The following is a 15,716-nucleotide window of genomic DNA, read 5'->3' on the forward strand; positions in this document are numbered from 1 at the left end:
TTCGGGTACCTCAGTTCCGGCCGAGCATGCCTTCGGGGAACGCCCCGGCGGCGAGCGCCGGCATCAGGAAACCGGTGGCGAGTTCGGTGAGGAGTTCGACTCCCGCCGCACCCAGCCGCTCGTAGGGCCCGCGGTCCCGGTGGCCTCCAGCCGCCGCAGCGCCTCTCGCACGGTCGGCGTGACAGCCGTCTGTCTCGGCTTCGAGGCGCCGCCGCAACTCGGTGTCCTCGGCCGTCAGCCCGTCGCCGGGGCCGAGCAGCCCCCGCTCCCGCAGCCGCCCGGCCGCCGCGTCCCACTCGGCCCGGCTCCAGCCCCGGGTGCGCGGCACCCAGGCGGGCGACATGCCCTTGCCGGTGGCCGTGTTGACAGCGACACCCGGCGCGCTCGGGCAGCGGGGTCGGGCTCATGGGCCGTCATATCACCGGCCGGCTGGTATGCGGGCGAGTGACCCCTGCCGCCGTGGCCCGCGGGTGGCGGTCCGGGTGCGTTGTGGCCCAGGCCCGGCCGCGTGGGGCGCCGACCCGCCCAGTCGCGTGGGGCGCCGCATCGCCCGACCGTGTGTGGTACCGGCCAGGCGGGGACCCGCCCGGCCGTGCCCTGCCTACCGCCCCGGCCGCCAGGGGAACCGCGGCGGCCTGCGTTCCAGGAAAGCCGCCACCCCCTCCGCCGTCTCCCCGCTGGCCCGGGCCTCCTCGGTCCAGTGGGCGGCGCGCTCCGTGCGCCCTGCGATGAACTCCTTGGCCGCGGTCTGGGTCAGTCGCGACCGCGACGCCAGGATCCGGGTGAACTCCGCGACCCGTGCGTCCAGCCCTCCGTCCGGCAGCACCTCGTCCACCAGGCCGGTACGCAGCGCGTGCGCCGCGTCGATCAGTTCCCCCGAGAGAAGCAGGTACTTGGCGGTGGCGGGGCCGACGAGCGCGACCAAACGGCCGGTGGTGGAGGCCGGGTAGACCACGCCGAGCCGGGCCGGCGTGACGCCGAAGAGCGCGTTCTCGTCCGCGAACCGCAGATCGCAGGCCGCCGCGAGCTGACAGCCGCCGCCCACGCAGTGGCCGCGCACCGCTGCCAGCGTCGGCCGGGGGAACGCCACGAGGGCCTCCTCGGCGAGCACCGCCAACCGCTCGGGACCCACGGCGTCCCGCGCCGCGGACTCCGGGCGGGCGGCCGCCCGCAGCGACCCGATGTCGGCGCCCGCGCAGAAGGTGCCGCCCGCGCCGGTGAGCACCAGGACCCGCACTTCCGGGTCGGCGGCCAGCTTGTCCAGCAGGGGCGGCAGTGCCTGCCACATGTCCGGTGTCATGGCGTTCCGCCTGGCCGGATGGTGGATGACGACGGTGGCCACACCGGCGTCGACGCTGTGCAGTAGCCGCGGCTCCATGCCGGGATGCTACCGGCAGCCCGCCCCGCACCCAGATGTCGTCACAGAGCGTGACCAATTCCCGTACAACCCGAAAAAGACCGTAAGCGGATGAAAGGTGGGCAGGACCGGTCGCTGCGCCGTCCCCGCCAGGCGCCGGCGATCGATTCCCGTCGATACACGCCGACTTCTGTGCAGTCATTCCTGTCGGCGCCCCGGATTCTCAACACTCGGCATGTGCTGACAACCGAGCGTGAGGACGGCGACCTGACCATGGACAGCGACGGGTGGAGAGACCGTCCACTCCCCCAGGGCAGCAGGGGAGCACCACCCGGGGTGGGCGGCAGGGCCGCCGCCCAGCCGTACGAAGGCGTCTGGCGGTTCACCGCCCCCTGTGTCGACGCCTCGGTGCCGCAGGCCAGGCACGCGGTGCGCGACCTGCTGGCCCGGCAGAACGTCCCGGCCTCCGACGAGGTGCTGCACGGGCTGCTGCTGATCGTCTCCGAGCTGGTCACCAACGCCGTACGGCACGCGGCACTGCTCTCCCCGATACTCGCCGTCGAGGTCGGCGTGGGCTCCGAATGGGTGCGGGTCTCCGTCGAGGACAACCACCCCTACCGGCCCACCGCACTGGTCGCCGACCACGGGCAGACCGGCGGCCGCGGGCTCCTGCTGGTCCGCGAGATCGCCCGGGAGGCGGGCGGCGTCTGCGACGTGGCACAGACCGCCAACGGCGGGAAGATCATCTGGGCCGCGCTGCCGCTGATCCCGCCGCCGGCCGGCCGCGGCCAGGTCCGCCCGCGGGCCGCCGAGGTCCCGGCTCACCAGCCGGTGGTGGGCCCCGTCAGCTCCTTGATCGCGGGTCGCGCGGCCTCCAGTACGGTCATGAACCAGGCGGAGAACCGGTCCTGAGCGTGCCGCTCGGCCAGCTCGGGCGCGGTCACGAAGGCCGTCGAGCCGATCTCGGCCGGGTCGGGCCGCAGGGGCCCGCGGATCAGGCCCACGAAGAGGTGGTTGAACTCCTGCTCGACCAGACCGGAGTCCGGATCCGGGTGGTTGTAGCGCACCGTGCCGGCCTCGGCGAGCAGCGAGGGCGACGCACCCAGCTCCTCGTGGGTACGGCGGGCGGCCGCCGCGAACGGCGACTCGCCGGGGTACGGATGCCCGCAGCAGGAGTTCGACCAGACGCCGGGGGAGTGGTACTTGCCGAGGGCCCGCTGCTGGAGCAGCATGCGGCCCTCGGAGTCGAACAGGAACACGGAGAACGCCCGGTGCAGCCGGCCCGGCGGCTGGTGGGCGGCAAGCTTCTCCGCTGTGCCGATCGTGGTGCCGTCCTCGTCGACCAGCTCGAGCAGGATCGCGTCAGCGGAGCCGTTCGGTGCACGGTGGTCCGCGGTGGCAGGTGTGATCGGCATACCCATCCTTCGCCTCGTCATCGAACCTCAAGTCTGCCGTACGGTGCCGACACTCCCGGTACCGGCCGGGCCCCCGCATGTCCCGCCCAGCTCCGGCGGGCCGGGACGCAGGGGGGCGCCGTGGCGGGCCCCGGGCGTGGCCGGAGACCTGATCCTGCCCCGTGTCCCGGCGGGGAACCGTCCGGGGCGCAGCCGTGGACGCGCACCCTCGGGAACCGCGCGGGCCCCTGCGAGCAGGGCGCGGTCCCATGCCTCCACGCGCCCTTGCCACGGACGCGCTGCGCGACTGTACCCAGGATGACCGACCGCACGCCGTCGGCGCCCGGCGGGGGAGCGGCGTCCCTCAGAGGCAGAGCCCCGCCTCGTGCTCCGCATGGCCGCCCGGCTCCAGCTGGAACGTGCAGTGCGCCACGTCGAAGTGGTCCCCGAGACAGTTCTGCAACTCGTGCAGCATCTGCTCGTGCCCGGGGTCCGTGAGGGCGTCCGAGCAGACCACCACGTGCGCGGAGAGCACCGGCATGCCCGACGTGATCGTCCAGGCGTGCAGGTCGTGCACGTCCTCCACGCCCGGCAGCGCCAGGATGTGCTCCCGCACCTGAACCATGTCGACGTCCTCGGGCGCGGACTCCAGCAGGACGTTCAGTGTCTCGCGGAGCAGCTTCACGGTGCGCGGGACGATCATCACGGCGATCACCAGCGAGGCGACCGGGTCGGCCGCCTGCCAGCCGGTCGTCAGGATCACCGCCGCCGAGAGCAGCACCGCCACCGAGCCCAGCGCGTCGGCGGCCACCTCCAGGAACGCGCCGCGGACGTTGATGCTCTCCCGCCGGCCGTGCATCAGCAGGCTGAGGGAGACCATGTTCGCGACAAGACCGAACGCTGCGAAGACCACCACGACGCCGCCGGTGGTCTCGGTCGGCGTGATGAAGCGGGTGACCGCCTCGTAGACGACGTAGCTGCCGACCCCGAGGAGCAGCAGGCAGTTGCCGAGCGCGGCCAGGATCTCCGCACGGGCGTAACCGAAGGTGCGCCTGCCGGTCGGGGGCCGGGACGCGAAGTGGATGGCGAGCAGCGCCATGCCGAGACCCAGCGCGTCCGTGGCCATGTGCGCCGCGTCCGCGATCAGTGCCAGGGAGTCGGCCAGCAGGCCGCCCGCGATCTCCGCGAACGTGATGACGAGCGTGATCGACAGCGCGATCCGCAGCCGTCCGCGGTAGGCGCGCGCCGCGGTGCCCGTGTGGGCGCCGTGCGCATGCCCGTGATCGTGCCCAGCCCCCATGTGCCGCTGCCTCCGCCTCGTCGACCGGCCGTCCATGATCTGCCCGACGCCTTCAGTGAACTACGGGCGCGCGATGCCGGGCAACCTGGCACTGAACACCGTTGTCACTGTCCTGACCTGCGGAAACGAAGCCCAGGTCAGGGGCTACGAGACGAGCCTTCCCCGGCCGGGGCGGGCTCATCCGGCGGCGGCCCCCGGATGGTGCAGCAGCCAGCCCCGCCAGGCCGACTCGACCATCTCGCGCACCCCGCGCCGGGCACGCCACCCCAGGACCTCGGCCGCCCGGTCCGCGGCGGCGACGGCCCGGGGCGCGTCACCCGGGCGGCGCGCCTCCACCACGGCCGGCCGGGTGTCGCCGGTGACGTCGCCGATCAGGGTGATCAGCTCCCGCACGGACACGCCCTCCCCGCGGCCGACGTTCAACGTGATGTCGCCGGCGCCGCCGTCGCCGAGCAGCCGGGCCGCCGCGAGGTGCGCGTCGGCGAGGTCGGCGACGTGGATGTAGTCACGGACGCAGGTGCCGTCCGGGGTCGGATAGTCGGCGCCGAAGATCCGCGGGGCCTCGCCCCGGGTGAGCCGGTCGAAGACCATCGGAATCACGTTGAAGACGCCGGTGTCGGCGAGCTCCGGCTCGGCGGCCCCCGCGACGTTGAAGTAGCGCAGGCACGTCGTCCGGATGCCGTGTGCCCGGCCCGCGGCCCTGACCAGCCACTCGCCGGCCAGCTTGGTCTCGCCGTACGGGTTCAGCGGCACGCACGGGGTGTCCTCGGTGATCAGACTCACATCCGGGTTGCCGTAGACGGCGGCCGACGAGGAGAAGACGAACCGGGTGATTCCGGCCGCGGCCACCGCCTCGAGGAGCGCCGTCAGACCGCCGATGTTGTCCCGGTAGTACCGCAGGGGCTGCTCGACCGACTCGCCGACCTGCTTGTGGGCGGCGAGGTGCACGACGCCGGACACCTCGTGCTCCACACACAGCTTCTTCAGCAGGCTCTCGTCCGCCACGGAGCCCCGTACCACCGGCACGCCGGGGGACAGGCGCTCGCGCGTCCCCGAGGAGAAGTCGTCCAGCACGACCACCCGCTCGCCCGCGCCGGCCATGGCCCGCACCACATGGGCCCCGATGTATCCGGCTCCGCCGGTGATAAGCCACGTCATGACGGCCAGATTATGCCGTCCCCCCAGCCGGACGCCCCGGGCAGCGCCCGCACACCAGTCCGTGCGCCGTGGGCTGCTGGGCGGGGGCTCTCCCCCCTTCCCCGTGCGCCCCTGGCGATGGGGGCCGGTACGTTCGCGCGCCGTGCGCCGTGGGCTGTGCCCACCCCCGAGAGCCTTGTAAGGGCCTGGGAGGTACCCAGCCCTGCGGAACGACTGACCACAGCGGTGGGCACGAGGTGGGAAGGTGCGGTCCCACCGGGCCGCAGCCGCCGACGAGACGGGAGGGCCCCGCCCCGCCCCGCCCCGCCCCGCAACGAAACCGAGACGCACCAGCCACAATGAGCCCGCACGCCCCACCCCCCAAGCCACCACCGGCCGCACCGGCCGCACCGGCCGCACCGGCCGCACCGGCCGTCAGGCCGGCGCCGCGCCGCACTGATCACCACGTGAACGGCCGGTGAACACCCGCCTTCCGGCATCCGATAACCTCTGCCGACATGCCGCCCGGCCACCCCGGCCAGCCGCACCCCAACCCCGCCCGCCCACCCCGGCGCCCCACCGCGCCGGCCCGCAAGGAGTGAGTTCGTCTGTCGACCGCCATCCTCATCGGCCAGCCGGTCCCCGGATCGTCACTCGAAGACGATCTGCGGTCGCTCGGCTTCGACGTGCGCCACGCCCAGGCCATCGCGGACGCCCGGGCCCTGCTCTCCGGCGTCCCGGCCGGACAGCGTGTCGCCGTCGTCGACAGCCGCTTCATGGGACACCGGCACGCCCTGCGGCTCGGCCTGACCGACCCCCGCTTCCCGGCCGGCGCGGTACCCGGCGCACTCACGGTCCAGCCCGAGGCCCGCCCCGCCCTGGACCGCGCCCTGCGCGACGAGACGACCCCCCACCCCACAGCCCCCACCACCGGCCGACCGGACACCGGCCGACCGGACACCAGCCGGCCCGCCACCGGCCAGGCCACCGTCGGCCAGCCCGCCACCGGAGAGCCCGGCACCGGCCAGCCCACTACCGGACAGCCGGCCACCGGCCAGGCCCGCACCGCCCAGCCCGCCGCCTCCCGCCCCACCGCGGCCGCCGGCACCCTGCCGGACGCCCCCGCCGACCGCCTCGCCGCCACCCTGGAAGCCTCCGGCACCCCGGTGCACCACCCCGAGCTCGGCTCACTCGTCGCCACCGTCCCCGGCGACCCCCAGGCCCGCAACGAGGCACGTCAGGCCGTCGCCGCCGTCGACGAGGAGGCCGTCCGGCTGCGTAGCGCCGTGAAGGCCCGCGACGGCTTCTTCACCACCTTCTGCATCAGCCCGTACTCCCGCTACCTGGCCCGCTGGTGCGCCCGCCGTGGCCTGACCCCCAACCAGGTGACGACCGCGTCGCTGCTCACCGCGCTGGTCGCGGCCGGCTGCGCGGCGACCGGCACCCGGGGCGGATACATCGCCGCGGGCGTCCTGCTGCTCTTCTCCTTCGTGCTGGACTGCACCGACGGCCAGCTCGCCCGCTACGCCCTCAAGTACTCGACACTCGGTGCCTGGCTCGACGCCACGTTCGACCGGGCCAAGGAGTACGCGTACTACGCGGGCCTCGCGCTCGGCGCGGCGAGCGGTGGCGACGACGTGTGGGCGCTCGCGCTGGGCGCGATGGTGCTCCAGACCTGCCGCCACGTCGTGGACTTCGCCTTCAACGAGGCCAACCACGACGCGACCGCAAACACCAGCCCCACCGCCGCCCTCTCGGACCGGCTGGACGGCGTCGGCTGGACCGTGTGGCTGCGCCGGATGATCGTGCTGCCGATCGGCGAGCGCTGGGCCCTGATAGCGGTGCTGACCGCGGCCACGACCCCCCGGATCACCCTGGTGGTGCTGCTCATCGGCTGCGCGTTCGCGGCGTGTTACACCACCGCGGGCCGGGTGCTGCGCTCGCTGACCAGGCGGGCGAGCCGTACCGACCGGGCGGCGCGTGCGCTCGCCGACCTCGCCGACCGCGGTCCGCTCGCGGACGCCTTCTCCGCCGCGGCACAGCGCATCGCGCCCCGGCTGCCGCAGTTCACGGCCCCCGCGGTGGCCCTGGCCGGCGGCGCGGCCGTCGTCGCGGTCGGCGCCCTCACCCCGTTCGGGGACGCCTGGCCGATCGTCGCGGCCTGCGTGTACTGCGCCGCAGCGGGCCTGGCCACCGCGCGCCCCCTCAAGGGTGCCCTGGACTGGCTGGTGCCGCCCGTCTTCCGGGCCGCCGAATACGGCACCGTCCTGGCGCTCGCGGCCCACGCACGGGTGAACGGCGCCTTGCCCGCGGCTTTCGGGCTGGTGGCCGCGGTCGCCTACCATCACTACGACACGGTGTACCGCATCCGCGGGAACGCCGGTGCACCGCCGTCCTGGCTGGTGCGCTCGATCGGCGGGCACGAGGGCCGGACACTCCTGGTCACCGTTCTCGCCGCCGGGCTCACCGCCACCGGTTTCACCGCCGCGCTCACGGTCCTGGCCGTGCTCGTGGCCCTCGTGGTGCTGACCGAGAGCATCCGCTTCTGGATCACGCAGATGTCGTCGGGAGCACCCGCCGTACACGACGAAGGAGAACCCGCATGATCGGCCTCGTGCTGGCGGCCGGCGCCGGACGGCGTCTGCGTCCCTACACCGACAGCCTCCCCAAGGCTCTGGTGCCGGTCGGCCGCGCGGGGATAGAGGACGAGCCCACCGTGCTCGACCTCACCTTGCGGAACTTCGCCGAGGTCGGCCTCTCCGAGGCCGCGATCGTCGTCGGCTACCGCAAGGAGGCCGTGTACGAGCGCAAGGCCGCGCTGGAGGCGGCCTACGGGATCACGCTCACGCTGATCGACAACGACAAGGCGGAGGAGTGGAACAACGCCTACTCCCTGTGGTGCGCCCGTGAGGTCCTCGGGGACGGCGTGATTCTCGCCAACGGCGACACCGTGCACCCCGTCTCCGTGGAGCGGGACCTGCTCGCCGCCCGGGACGGCGCGAAGCAGATCGTGCTCGCGCTGGACACCGTGAAGCACCTGGCCGACGAGGAGATGAAGGTCGTCGCGGACCCGGCCAAGGGCGTACGCCGGATCACCAAGCTGATGGATCCCGCGGAGGCCACCGGCGAGTACATCGGCGTCACCCTCATCGAGGCCGGTGCCGCAGCGGAGCTGGCCGACGCGCTGAAGGTCACCTACGAGCGCGACCCCCAGCTCTACTACGAGGACGGCTACCAGGAACTGGTCGACCGCGGCTTCCGGATCGACGTGGCACCCATCGGCGACGTGCCGTGGGTGGAGATCGACAACCACGACGACCTGGCCCGGGGACGGGAGATCGTATGCCGGTACTGACCAGGCTGATTCCCTCACCCGTCGTCGTCGACATCCGTGCCGGGGCCCTGGACGACCTGGCCTGCGTCCTCGCCGACCAGCGCATCTCGCACTCCGGGAAGCTGGCCGTCGCCATCAGCAGCGGCTCCGGGGCCGTGCTGCGCGACCGGCTGGCCGCCGCACTGCCCGGCGCCACCTGGTACGAGGTGGCCGGCAGCACCCTGGACGACGCGGTCAAGCTCGCCGACGCCATGAAGAAGGGACACTACGACGCCGTCGTGGGGCTCGGCGGCGGCAAGATCATCGACTGTGCCAAGTTCGCGGCGGCCCGGGTCGGGCTGCCGCTGGTCTCCGTCGCCACCAACCTCTCGCACGACGGCCTCTGCTCGCCCGTCGCGACCCTCGACAACGACGCGGGCCGCGGCTCGTACGGCGTGCCCAACCCGATCGGCGTCATCATCGACCTCGATGTGATCCGTGAGGCGCCGGTGCGCTTCGTGCGCTCCGGGATCGGCGACGCCGTCTCGAACATCTCCGCGGTCGCCGACTGGGAGCTCGCCAACCGGGAGACCGGCGAGAAGATCGACGGTCTCGCCGCGGCCATGGCCCGGCAGGCGGGGGAGGCGGTGCTGCGCCACCCCGGCGGCGTCGGCGACGACGCCTTCCTCCAGGTGCTGGCCGAGGGCCTGGTGCTCACCGGCATCTCCATGTCGATCGCGGGGGACTCGCGGCCGGCCTCCGGGGCCTGCCACGAGATAAACCACGCCTTCTCGCTCCTCTTCCCCAAGCGGGCGGCGAGCCATGGCGAGCAGGTCGGCCTCGGGGCGGCCTTCGCGATGTACCTGCGCGGGGCCGAGGAGGAAGCCGTGCACATGGCCCGCGTGCTGCGCCACCACGGCCTGCCCGTGCTGCCCGAGGAGATGGGCTTCAGCGTCGACGAGTTCGTCCAGGCCGTCGCGTTCGCCCCGCAGACCCGCCCCGGCCGCTTCACCATCCTCGAACACCTCGACCTGTCCACCCACCAGATCAAGGACCGATACGCCGACTATGCCAAGGCCATCAGTAGCTGAACTCCGCCCCGTCGTTCACCCCGAAGGGGTGAAGGACCGGCGCAGCGGCGAGCATTGGGGGGGACGCCTGTACATGCGGGAGATCTCCCTGCGGGTGGACAGGTATCTGGTGAACACCAGGGTCACGCCCAATCAGCTCACCTACCTGATGACCTTCTTCGGCGTCCTGGCCGCCCCGGCACTGCTGGTGCCGGGCATCCCAGGCGCGGTGCTCGGCGTGGTCGCGGTCCAGCTCTATCTGCTGCTGGACTGCGTCGACGGCGAGGTGGCCCGCTGGAAGAAGCAGTTCTCGCTCGGCGGGGTGTACCTGGACCGGGTCGGCGCCTACCTGTGCGACGCCGCGGTCCTGGTCGGCCTCGGGCTGCGCGCCGCGGACCTGTGGGGCAGCGGGCGCATCGACTGGCTGTGGGCCTTCCTCGGCACGCTCGCCGCGCTCGGCGCCGTGCTGATCAAGGCGGAGACCGACCTCGTCGGCGTCGCCCGGCACCAGGGCGGGCTGCCGCCCGTGAAGGAGGCGGCGAGCGAGCCGCGGTCCTCCGGCATAGCCCTGGCCCGCAGGGCCGCCGCAGCGCTCAAGTTCCACCGGCTGGTCCTCGGCATCGAGGCCTCGCTGCTGATCCTCGTTCTCGCGATCCTGGACGCGGTCCGCGGGGACCTGTTCTTCACCCGGCTCGGTACCGCCGTGCTCGCCGCCATCGCGCTGGTGCAGACCCTGCTCCACCTGGTCTCCATCCTGGCGTCCAGCAGGCTGAAGTGAGGTCGTCCGTGAGCCCTGCCACCGAGAGCAAGCCACTGAAGGTGGGTGCGGTGATCATCACCATGGGCACCCGTCCGGCCGAGCTGCGCGCCCTCATCGACTCGATCGCCAAGCAGGACGGCGACCCGGTCGAGGTGGTCGTGGTCGGCAACGGCTCCCCGGTGCCGGACGTCACCGGGCTCTCCTGCCCGGTACGGACCGTGGAGGTGCCCGAGAACCTGGGCATTCCGGGCGGCCGCAACGTGGGCATCGCGGCCTTCCGGAGCGGCTTCGGCACGGCCGTCCCGGCCGGGGAGCTCGCCGGTTCGCCCGGCGGCGCGCGCAGCGCGGGCGGTGCCGCGGACCCGGCCGCACAGCACGCCCCGGCTCCGCTGACCGGGGACACCGCCGGGACCGGCGCCTTCGATGTGGACATCCTGCTCTTCCTCGACGACGACGGCCTGCTCGCCCACCACGACACCGCCCAGCTCTGCCGGGAGGCGTTCGCCGCCGACCCCGAGCTCGGCATCATCAGCTTCCGCATCGCCGACCCGGAGACCGGGGTCACCCAGCGCCGCCACGTGCCCCGGCTGCGTGCCTCCGACCCGATGCGCTCCTCGCGGGTGACCACGTTCCTCGGTGGTGCCAACGCGGTGCGTACCCAGGTCATCGCCGAGGTCGGCGGGCTGCCCGGGGACTTCTTCTACGCCCATGAGGAGACCGACCTCGCCTGGCGGGCCCTGGACGCCGGCTGGATGATCGACTACCGCTCCGACCTGGTCCTCCTGCACCCCACCACCGCCCCGTCCCGGCATGCGGTCTACCACCGGATGGTGGCCCGCAACCGCGTCTGGCTGGCCCGCCGCAACCTCCCCGCCGCGCTGATCCCGGTCTACCTGGGCGTCTGGCTGCTGCTGACGCTGCTCAGGCGGCCCTCGCGCGCCGGCCTCAAGGCCTGGTTCGGCGGATTCCGGGAGGGCTGGTCGACGGCGCCCGGGCCCCGCAGGCCCATGAAGTGGCGTACGGTGTGGCGGCTGACCCGACTGGGCCGGCCCCCCATCATCTGAGAAGCTCGGGTCTGTAAGCGGCCTGCCGTGTCCGCGTCCGCGGCCGGCGGCTTCCGCCCACGCCACGGCCCGGGCCTTCGCCCACGCCCGCGAAGTCCGGGCCTGAAGAAGACGAAAGTTTCCGCTTGTGAGTGAGACAACGCACGACGCCGGTGTCGCGGTGGGCACCGCCCCGTCGTCTCCCGACGACGGGCTGACCCCCGCGGAGCTGGCCGCCAAGTACGGACTCTCCGTGAGCGGCGCCCGGCCCGGCCTGGCCGAGTACGTCCGCCAGCTGTGGGGCAGGCGTCACTTCATCCTCGCCTTCTCGCACGCCAAGCTCACCGCCCAGTACAGCCAGGCCAAACTCGGTCAGCTCTGGCAGGTGGCGACTCCGCTGCTGAACGCGCTGGTCTATTATTTGATCTTCGGTCTGATCCTCAAGGCCAGCCGCGGCATGTCGCACGACGTCTACATCCCGTTCCTGGTGACCGGCGTCTTTGTGTTCACCTTCACACAGAGCTCGGTGATGGCGGGCGTCCGGGCGATCTCCGGCAACCTCGGCCTGGTGCGGGCGCTGCACTTCCCCCGGGCCTCGCTGCCCATCTCGTTCGCGCTCCAGCAGCTCCAGCAGCTGCTGTACTCGATGATCGTGCTGTTCGTGATCGCGATCGCGTTCGGCAGCTACCCCGGGATGTCCTGGCTGCTCATCGTCCCCGTGCTGGTCCTGCAGTTCCTGTTCAACACGGGCCTTGCGCTGATCGTGGCCAGGCTGGGCAGCAAGACGCCCGACCTCGCCCAGCTGATGCCGTTCGTGATGCGTACCTGGATGTACGCGTCGGGCGTCATGTTCTCCATCCCCGTGATGCTCAAGGGCCGGCCGAGCTGGATCGCCGACGTCCTGCAGTGGAACCCGGCTGCCGTCTACATGGACCTGATGCGCTTCTCGCTCATCGACGGCTACGGTTCCTCGAACCTGCCGCCGCACGTGTGGGGGGCGGCACTGGGCTGGGCGGTGCTCCTGATCGGAGGCGGATTCGTGTACTTCTGGAAGGCGGAGGAGCGGTACGGTCGTGGCTGAGCAGGGCACGGGACCACGCGTCCCCACCGTCATCGCGGACGAGCTGCACATCGTCTACCGCGTCAACGGCGCCAAGAAGGGGCGTGGCTCGGCCACCGCGGCGCTCAGCCGGATCGTGGGCCGCCGCCCGGAGCGCGGAGTGCGCACGGTGCACGCCGTGAAGGGCGTCACCTTCACCGCCTACCGCGGCGAGGCGATCGGCCTGATCGGCTCCAACGGCTCCGGCAAGTCGACACTGCTGCGCGCCATCGCCGGCCTGCTGCCCGCCGAGCGCGGCCGCGTCTACACCAACGGCCAGCCGTCGCTGCTGGGTGTCAACGCCGCCCTGATGAACGACCTCACCGGCGAGCGGAACGTCATCCTGGGCGGCCTGGCGATGGGCATGTCCCGCGACCAGATAAGGGCGCGCTACCAGGACATCGTCGACTTCTCCGGCATCAACGAGAAGGGCGACTTCATCACGCTGCCGATGCGCACCTACTCGTCGGGCATGGCGGCCCGGCTGCGGTTCTCCATCGCCGCCGCCAAGGACCACGACGTACTGATGATCGACGAGGCACTGGCGACCGGTGACCGCAAGTTCCAGAAGCGCTCTGAGGAACGCATCCGCGAGCTGCGCAAGGAGGCCGGCACCGTCTTCCTGGTGAGCCACAACAACAAGTCCATCCGGGACACCTGCGACCGTGTGCTCTGGCTCGAGCGCGGCGAACTGCGCATGGACGGCCCCACCGACGAGGTGCTCAAGGAGTACGAGAAGTTCACGGGGAAGTAGCCCCCGCGCGGTGTGAGGGTTCGGATCCGGCCACCCCGGTCCGCCGCGCGCGGCGGCGCCGCCGGCTCCCGCCGCCGGTGTGATCCGTTCCACCTGTGAAGAGTCCGTCACCATCACGAGCAGGGCCCGCCGGAGCCGTCCGGGCGGGCCTTGCCGCATGTCCGGCGCCAACTTGCCGCAGGATACGTGGTATTGACACCGACCTGCCGCGGTGGCGTCCGAAGGGTGTCCGGAAAAGCGTTTCCCGATCTTCCCGGCCGATGTTGGAATCTTGACGCCGATCGGTGTGTTCTTGTGATGTGCAGGACACCCCGACGATCTCTGATGCGTTGTACAACGTAAGCTGTAGCGGTGCTGAATGGCGCCAACTGGGGCGATAATGCCCGACGCCTCGGCGCGGGGGGTCGGGGCGCCGAGTGCAGGCCCGGGCGGCGTGTCCGAAAGAGGATGTATTGGGTCGGCAGTGTAGAACGGGAGATGTGACGGCAATGGCTACGGGAAGTCCCCAGCTCCGCGGCGCTCGTGCCGTCCCCGCGCCGGGCAGCACGCGGTGACGGGAGCGGAGGCCGCGGGCGCTGGGACAGCCGCCGGGACAGCCACCGAGAGCGCGGGAGCAGGCACCGAGGCGGTCGTGCGCGGCACCCTCGACAAGGCCGCGCACGAGAACTTCCCGGTGGCCCCCTTCTTCGTGCCCCGCGCCTGGCGGGCCGACCTCATGGCCCTCTACGGCTTCGCCCGCCTGGTGGACGACATCGGCGACGGCGACCTCGCCCCCGGCGGCGGTGACGCCCGCCACCTGGGGCTCGGCGCCGCCCAGGCGGAGGACCGGCTGGCGATGCTCGACGCCTTCGAGGCCGACCTGCGGCGCATCTTCGACCGCGCGGGGGACGGCCCCCGCCACCCGGTGCTGCGCCGGCTCGCGCCGACCGTGCACCGGCACTCCATCAGCCCCGAGCCCTTCCTCGGGCTGATCGCGGCCAACCGTCAGGACCAGCTCGTGAAGCGGTACGAGAGCTATGACGACCTGCTGGCCTACTGCCGGCTGTCCGCCAACCCCGTCGGCCGGCTGGTGCTGGCCGTCACCGGCACCGCGACACCGCAGCGGATCCGGCTGTCCGACGCCGTCTGTACCGCCCTGCAGATCGTCGAGCACCTGCAGGATGTCGCCGAGGACCTGCGGCAGGACCGCATCTACCTCCCGGCCGAGGACATGAAGCGGCATCAGGTCCAGGAGGAGGACCTCGCCGCGCCGACGGCCGGCGAGCCGGTGCGTGCGCTGATCGCCTTCGAGGCGGACCGCGCCCGGAGCCTGCTGAATGAAGGCGCCCCCCTGGTGGGTAGCGTGCACGGCAGGCTCAAGCTGCTGCTGGCGGGGTTCGTGGCCGGAGGACGGGCCGCCGTCCGTGCCATCGAGGCCGCCTCCTATGACGTACTTCCCGGACCACCGAAGGCGGGCAAGGTTCAGTTGCTGCGCGAGGTGGGAGCGACTCTGCGAGGAAAGGGGTGAGTCGGACCGTGGAGCTCGATCAGCCCGTGTCCGCGCCGGTACTCGCCGCATACAGCTACTGCGAGGCCGTCACCGGGCAGCAGGCCCGGAATTTCGCGTACGGGATCAGACTGCTCCCGACGCCCAAGCGCCGGGCCATGTCCGCGCTGTATGCGTTCTCCCGCAGGGTGGACGACATCGGCGACGGTGACCTCGACCCGGAGGCCAAGGAGCAGCGGCTGAACGCGACCCGTGCCGTGCTGGCCCGTGTCCAGGCCGGTGAGGTGGCGGAGGACGACACCGATCCGGTGGCCGTCGGCCTCAGCCATGCGGCCCAGCACTTCCCGATCCCGCTCGGCGGCCTCGATGAACTCATCGACGGGGTCCTGATGGACGTCCGCGGCGAGACCTACGAGACCTGGGACGACCTCAAGCTCTACTGCCGGTGTGTCGCCGGGGCCATCGGGCGGCTCTCGCTCGGTGTGTTCGGCACCGAGCCGGGGGCGCGGGGCGCCGAGCGTGCCTCCGAGTACGCCGACACCCTCGGCCTCGCCCTGCAACTCACCAACATCCTCCGGGACATCCGCGAGGACGCCGAAGGCGGCCGCACCTACCTGCCCGCCGACGACCTCGGGAAGTTCGGTTGCTCCGCGGGCTTCGCGGGCCCCACACCGCCAGCCGGCTCCGACTTCCCGGGCCTGGTGCACTTCGAGGTGCGCCGGGCGAGGGCGCTGTTCGCCGAGGGCTACCGGCTGCTGCCGATGCTCGACCGCCGCAGCGGTGCCTGTGTCGCCGCGATGGCCGGCATCTACCGCAGACTGCTGGACCGCATCGAGCGCGACCCGCATGCGGTTCTGCGTGGCCGGGTCTCCCTGCCGGGCCATGAGAAGGCATACGTGGCAGTACGCGGCCTGTCGGGCGTGGATGCCCGGCATGTCTCCCGTACCGTCTCCCGGCAGAGCGTCAGGAGGCGTGCATGATGCATGCGCGCAGCACGCACCGC

13 protein-coding genes and 2 pseudogenes are annotated in these 15,716 nt (G+C 72.4%); 10 read left to right on the forward strand and 5 right to left on the reverse strand.

Translation table 11 applies throughout. The features are described 5' to 3' along the window. Positions 1-10: 10 nt before the first annotated feature. Both ACSMXW_RS32555 and ACSMXW_RS32560 read right to left on the reverse strand, forming a co-directional pair. Positions 11-364 (reverse strand): annotated as a pseudogene (locus tag ACSMXW_RS32555) (helix-turn-helix domain-containing protein); the annotation flags it as partial. Between the two features lie 237 nt (positions 365-601). Further along, positions 602-1,378, reverse strand: a complete 777-nt coding sequence (locus tag ACSMXW_RS32560; RefSeq protein WP_485801644.1) for an enoyl-CoA hydratase/isomerase family protein — start codon at positions 1,376-1,378, stop codon at positions 602-604. 252 nt (positions 1,379-1,630) lie between these two features. Here ACSMXW_RS32560 and ACSMXW_RS32565 point away from each other — a divergent pair. Next, positions 1,631-2,128 (forward strand): annotated as a pseudogene (locus tag ACSMXW_RS32565) (ATP-binding protein); the annotation flags it as partial. Positions 2,129-2,178: 50 nt separating this feature from the next. Here ACSMXW_RS32565 and idi read toward each other — a convergent pair. From idi to galE, 3 genes are all read right to left on the reverse strand, one after another. Beyond that, positions 2,179-2,772 carry an isopentenyl-diphosphate Delta-isomerase gene (gene idi / locus ACSMXW_RS32570; protein WP_485801645.1) on the reverse strand — a complete coding sequence of 198 codons (594 nt, stop codon included), beginning with the start codon at positions 2,770-2,772 and terminating at the stop codon, positions 2,179-2,181. 343 nt (positions 2,773-3,115) lie between these two features. Then, a complete protein-coding gene (locus ACSMXW_RS32575; RefSeq protein ID WP_485801647.1) occupies positions 3,116-4,051 on the reverse strand; it encodes a cation diffusion facilitator family transporter in 936 nt (311 codons plus the stop codon). A gap of 177 nt (positions 4,052-4,228) precedes the next feature. Continuing rightward, positions 4,229-5,209, reverse strand: a complete 981-nt coding sequence (galE, locus tag ACSMXW_RS32580; protein ID WP_485801649.1) for a UDP-glucose 4-epimerase GalE — start codon at positions 5,207-5,209, stop codon at positions 4,229-4,231. Positions 5,210-5,874: 665 nt separating this feature from the next. Here galE and ACSMXW_RS32585 point away from each other — a divergent pair. The 9 genes from ACSMXW_RS32585 to hpnD all read left to right on the forward strand — a co-directional run bounded on the left by ACSMXW_RS32585 (position 5,875) and on the right by hpnD (position 15,693). After that, complete coding sequence (locus ACSMXW_RS32585; protein ID WP_485801651.1) at positions 5,875-7,794, forward strand: DUF5941 domain-containing protein; 1,920 nt, start codon at positions 5,875-5,877, stop codon at positions 7,792-7,794. Next, a complete protein-coding gene (locus ACSMXW_RS32590) occupies positions 7,791-8,543 on the forward strand; it encodes a phosphocholine cytidylyltransferase family protein (RefSeq protein WP_485801653.1) in 753 nt (250 codons plus the stop codon). Before ACSMXW_RS32585 ends, ACSMXW_RS32590 begins: the two co-directional genes overlap by 4 nt. Beyond that, a complete protein-coding gene (locus tag ACSMXW_RS32595; RefSeq protein ID WP_485801654.1) occupies positions 8,531-9,592 on the forward strand; it encodes an iron-containing alcohol dehydrogenase family protein in 1,062 nt (353 codons plus the stop codon). The genes ACSMXW_RS32590 and ACSMXW_RS32595 overlap by 13 nt, the downstream gene beginning before the upstream one ends. Then, positions 9,570-10,349: a CDP-alcohol phosphatidyltransferase family protein gene (locus ACSMXW_RS32600; protein ID WP_485801655.1), complete on the forward strand. Its 780-nt coding sequence runs from the start codon at positions 9,570-9,572 to the stop codon at positions 10,347-10,349. The genes ACSMXW_RS32595 and ACSMXW_RS32600 overlap by 23 nt, the downstream gene beginning before the upstream one ends. A 62-nt stretch (positions 10,350-10,411) precedes the next feature. Continuing rightward, the gene (locus ACSMXW_RS32605) at positions 10,412-11,395 is read left to right on the forward strand and encodes a glycosyltransferase family 2 protein (RefSeq protein ID WP_485808452.1); all 984 of its coding nucleotides are present in this window, start codon (positions 10,412-10,414) and stop codon (positions 11,393-11,395) included. Between the two features lie 127 nt (positions 11,396-11,522). After that, on the forward strand, positions 11,523-12,455 hold the full coding sequence (locus ACSMXW_RS32610; RefSeq protein ID WP_485801657.1) for an ABC transporter permease: 933 nt from the start codon (positions 11,523-11,525) through the stop codon (positions 12,453-12,455). Then, entirely contained in the window at positions 12,448-13,227 is a 780-nt protein-coding gene (locus ACSMXW_RS32615) for an ABC transporter ATP-binding protein (RefSeq protein ID WP_485801658.1), read from the forward strand. Before ACSMXW_RS32610 ends, ACSMXW_RS32615 begins: the two co-directional genes overlap by 8 nt. A gap of 631 nt (positions 13,228-13,858) precedes the next feature. Continuing rightward, entirely contained in the window at positions 13,859-14,734 is an 876-nt protein-coding gene (hpnC, locus tag ACSMXW_RS32620) for a squalene synthase HpnC (RefSeq protein ID WP_485808453.1), read from the forward strand. Further along, positions 14,731-15,693 (forward strand): presqualene diphosphate synthase HpnD, encoded by a 963-nt coding sequence (gene hpnD, locus ACSMXW_RS32625; RefSeq protein WP_485801660.1) that lies wholly within the window; start codon positions 14,731-14,733, stop codon positions 15,691-15,693. The genes hpnC and hpnD overlap by 4 nt, the downstream gene beginning before the upstream one ends. The last annotated feature ends 23 nt before the right edge of the window (positions 15,694-15,716 follow it).

It is taken from the genome of Streptomyces sp. DSM 116793, assembly GCF_057320905.1.

Bases quoted from the DNA above. Each gene is read 5' to 3' on its own strand.
- ACSMXW_RS32560 (WP_485801644.1), bottom strand. From the start codon at position 1,378: ATGGAGCCGCGGCTACTGCACAGCGTCGACGCCGGTGTGGCCACCGTC.
- idi (WP_485801645.1), bottom strand. From the start codon at position 2,772: ATGCCGATCACACCTGCCACCGCGGACCACCGTGCACCGAACGGCTCC.
- ACSMXW_RS32575 (WP_485801647.1), bottom strand. From the start codon at position 4,051: ATGGGGGCTGGGCACGATCACGGGCATGCGCACGGCGCCCACACGGGC.
- galE (WP_485801649.1), bottom strand. From the start codon at position 5,209: ATGACGTGGCTTATCACCGGCGGAGCCGGATACATCGGGGCCCATGTG.
- ACSMXW_RS32590 (WP_485801653.1), top strand. From the start codon at position 7,791: ATGATCGGCCTCGTGCTGGCGGCCGGCGCCGGACGGCGTCTGCGTCCC.
- ACSMXW_RS32595 (WP_485801654.1), top strand. From the start codon at position 8,531: ATGCCGGTACTGACCAGGCTGATTCCCTCACCCGTCGTCGTCGACATC.
- ACSMXW_RS32600 (WP_485801655.1), top strand. From the start codon at position 9,570: ATGCCAAGGCCATCAGTAGCTGAACTCCGCCCCGTCGTTCACCCCGAA.
- ACSMXW_RS32605 (WP_485808452.1), top strand. From the start codon at position 10,412: ATGGGCACCCGTCCGGCCGAGCTGCGCGCCCTCATCGACTCGATCGCC.